The organism is Halomonas sp. 707D4 (assembly GCF_024158685.1).
Classification (GTDB): Bacteria; Pseudomonadota; Gammaproteobacteria; order Pseudomonadales; family Halomonadaceae; genus Vreelandella.
In genome coordinates, this window is the sequence record NZ_JAMZBD010000347.1 from 1 (window position 1) to 3,364 (window position 3,364).

Genomic DNA, 3,364 nt, shown 5'->3' on the forward strand with positions numbered 1-3,364 from the left:
GGCGGCTCAGTCGCCGGGCTGCCAGCCGTTGACGATCGGGTAGCGACGGTCGCGCCCGAAGCCGCGCGAGGTGACGCGCACGCCCACCGGCGCCTGGCGGCGCTTGTACTCGCAGCGATCGACCAGCTTGACGACCTGGTAGACGTCCGCCTCCTCGAAGCCTTCCTCGATGATCATCTCGGCGCTCATGTCGCCCTCGATGTAGCGGGCGAGGATCGCGTCGAGCACGTCGTAGCCGGGCAGCGAGTCGCTGTCCTGCTGGCCCGGGGCGAGCTCCGCGCTCGGCGGACGTTCGATCACCCGCTCCGGCACCGCCGGCGACTGGGTGTTGCGCCAGCGCGCAAGCTTGTAGACCCCGGTCTTGTAGACGTCCTTGAGGGCGTTGTAGCCGCCGACCATGTCGCCGTAGAGCGTGGCGTAGCCTACCGCCATCTCGCTCTTGTTGCCGGTGGTGAGCACCATCAGCCCCTTCTTGTTGGAGATCGCCATGAGCAGCACGCCGCGACAGCGCGACTGCAGGTTCTCCTCGGTGGTATCGCGCTCGGTGCCGGCGAAGCTCTCCGACAGCGTCTCGGTGAACGCCTCGACCATCGGTGCGATGGGCATGACCTGGTATTCGACGCCGAGCATCTCGGCCTGCTGGGCAGCATCCTCCTTCGAGATGTCCGCGGTGTAGTGGTACGGCATCATCACCGCCTGCACCCGCTGCGGGCCGAGGGCGTCCACCGCGATGGCGAGCGACAGCGCCGAGTCGATGCCGCCGGAAAGCCCCAGCACCACGCCGGAAAAGCCGCTCTTGTTGACGTAGTCGCGAAGCCCGGTGACCAGCGCGCAGTAGAGGCTCTCCTCCTTGGAGGCGACCTCCTCGATCTCGCCGGCCTGTGGCACCCACTCGCCGCCGGACTCGACGAAGCGCACCGGCATCAGCCCCGCCTGCCAGTAGGGCGCGAGTACCTTGAGCGCACCGCTTGCATCGACCACGCTCGAGCCGCCGTCGAACACCAGCTCGTCCTGACCGCCGATGGTGTTGACGTAGACGATCGGCCGGTTCACGGCGCGGGCGCGCTGCTCGAACAGTGCCAGGCGCTCACTGGGCTTCTCCTGGTGGTAGGGCGAGGCGTTGAGGGTCACCAGCACGTCGGCGCCGGCCTCCTTGGCCGCCGCGATCGGCGCGCTCTCCCACAGGTCCTCGCAGATCAGAAGGCCGAGCCGGGCGCCCTTGTGTTCGAACACCAGCGGCTCGCGCCCCGGCACGAAGTAGCGCTGCTCGTCGAACACCTGGTAATTGGGCAGCGCCTGCTTGGCGTATTCTGCCTGCCACTGGCCGTTGTAGAGCACGCCCGCCAGATTGTAACGCTTGCCGTCGCGCACGCCGGGGTAGCCGATGATCACCAGCACGTCGCGAGCGACCTTCTCCGCCATGGTGGCGCGAGCGGCTTCCAGGCGCGACTCCATCGAGGCTCTCAACAGCAGATCCTCCGGCGGGTAGCCCGTCAAGAACAGCTCGGGAAAGACCACCACGTCCGCCCGGTGCTCGATGCGCGCCTCGCGCACGGCTTCGATGGCGCGGGCGGCGTTACCGGGGATATCCCCTACCAGGGGGTCGAGTTGGGCCATTACCAGCGTTAGATCTTGCATGGGCGTTCAAATCTCTTGAGAATCCTGAAACAAGGCATGGGAGGGGCGATGCGAAACGCCTCCCGCAAACCGTACCGGGCGGGTCATTGTCCCGCAAGCGCCCGTCGCAGGCAAAGGCCATGCGCCTCCACCCGAGAGTGATAAAAGGATGAATCTGTTGATCATTCGGCTACTGATCTTTGCAGTCCTGTTCTACGCGGGGCTGAAACTCTACAGCCTGTACCGCCAGCACAAACTTTCTCAGCAAAAGCGGCCGCCGGAGCGTGTCGAAGGCGGCGCCATGGTGCGTTGTCGCTGGTGCGACGTGCACGTGCCGGAAAGCGAGGCGCTGCGCTTCGAGGAGAAATGGTTCTGCTCCAGCGCCCACCGTGAGTGCTATATCCAGGAGCAGAAAGACCGCGACCCGTCCTGAGCTACACGGCGGGGCGCTCGGCGCCGGGCGCGAAAGGCGCCGGGTCGATCAATGGCGGGCGATCGAGCAGCGTATCCACCAGCAGGTGGGTGGACGCCGGTGCCAGCACCAGCCCGTTGCGGTAGTGCCCCGCGTTGATGTAGAGCCGCTGCTGGCCCGGAATCGCGCCGATGAACGGCACGCCCCCGGGTGAGCCGGGCCGCAACCCCGCCCAGTGGTGCGTCACCGGATAGCCGGCCAGGGCCGGCACGATCTCCTCGGCGCTCTTCTCGAGCGAGGCGCGGGCGTGCTCGTCGGTGGCCTTGTCGAAGCCCGCTTCCTCGAGGGTGGAGCCCACCAGCAAAAGGCCATCGCCGCGCGGGATGACGTAGCGCCCGTTCTTGAGCACGACGCGCTCGACGAGCCCCTTGGGCGCCTGGTAGGCGATCATCTGTCCCCTCACCGGACGAATCGGCACCGTGATGCCAAGAGTGGCCAGAAGGGTGGCCGTCCACGCCCCGGCGCACAGCACGATGCGCTCGGCCTGATACTCCCCTTGCGAGGTCTTCACGCCGATCACCTGGCCGCCTCGTTCGACGAACCCTTCGACATCCTGGTGTTCGCTCAAGGTGACCCTGGGCATGGCGGCAAGCCTTGCCCGCAGCGCCTGGCCCAGGCGTGGGTTGCGCACGCTGCCAAGCGTCGGCATCCACAGCGCGCCCTGCTCGTCGTTCACGCCGGCGCGCGGCTCCTTCTCGCGCACGAAAGCGCTGCTCACCCGCTCCAGTGGCTTGCCCAGGCGGCGCGCCCAGGCAAGGGCCGCGTCGTCGTCCTCGACGCTCAGGTACAGGAGCCCCTTCTGGCGATACTCCGGGTCGATGCCAGTTTCTTCGAACAGGCGCAGCGCCAGGGTCGGATAGGCGCCCTCGGACCAGCGCGAGAGCTCGGAAATCGGCGTCGGGTAGCGCCATGGGTAGAGCGGCGAAACGATGCCGCCACCGGCCCAGGAGGCCTCGCGCCCGCAGGCACCGCGCTCGACGATGCGCACCCGCTGGCCGGCATCCGCCAGTTGCAGCGCGGTCATCATGCCGATCACGCCGCCCCCGATGATTAAGAAATCACTCACGATAATCGTCCTTCATTGCCTACACGCCTTTAGGCGCAGGCTTACACGTCCCGGGCTCGCCAGCCTCTAGTCTGAATGCAGACCCTGCAAAGGTGAAGCCCATGCCCCTCGTTTCGACACGCTGCAAGCGCGCCGGCGGCTTCACGTTTCTGGAGCTGATCGTGGCACTGGCGGTCGCCGGCATTACGCTTACGGGCGCCCTGCCCGCC

General features: G+C 67.1%; 4 protein-coding genes. 2 read left to right on the forward strand and 2 right to left on the reverse strand.

Going from position 1 to position 3,364, the window contains the following annotated elements; all coding sequences use genetic code 11:
- Nucleotides 1-6: 6 nt before the first annotated feature.
- Nucleotides 7-1,638 (reverse strand): NAD+ synthase, encoded by a 1,632-nt coding sequence (locus tag BIS11_RS13355; protein ID WP_253420627.1) that lies wholly within the window; start codon nt 1,636-1,638, stop codon nt 7-9.
- 148 nt (nt 1,639-1,786) lie between these two features.
- Here BIS11_RS13355 and BIS11_RS13360 point away from each other — a divergent pair, with 148 nt between their 5' ends.
- Nucleotides 1,787-2,050 (forward strand): PP0621 family protein, encoded by a 264-nt coding sequence (locus BIS11_RS13360; RefSeq protein WP_253420630.1) that lies wholly within the window; start codon nt 1,787-1,789, stop codon nt 2,048-2,050.
- Between the two features lies 1 nt (nt 2,051).
- Here BIS11_RS13360 and thiO read toward each other — a convergent pair whose 3' ends face one another.
- A complete protein-coding gene (gene thiO, locus BIS11_RS13365) occupies nt 2,052-3,155 on the reverse strand; it encodes a glycine oxidase ThiO (protein ID WP_253420633.1) in 1,104 nt (367 codons plus the stop codon).
- A 101-nt stretch (nt 3,156-3,256) separates the two neighbouring features.
- Between thiO and BIS11_RS18640 the strand changes: the two genes are divergently transcribed.
- Nucleotides 3,257-3,364: type II secretion system protein (locus BIS11_RS18640; protein ID WP_367399214.1), on the forward strand; the 108-nt coding region annotated here is incomplete at its 3' end.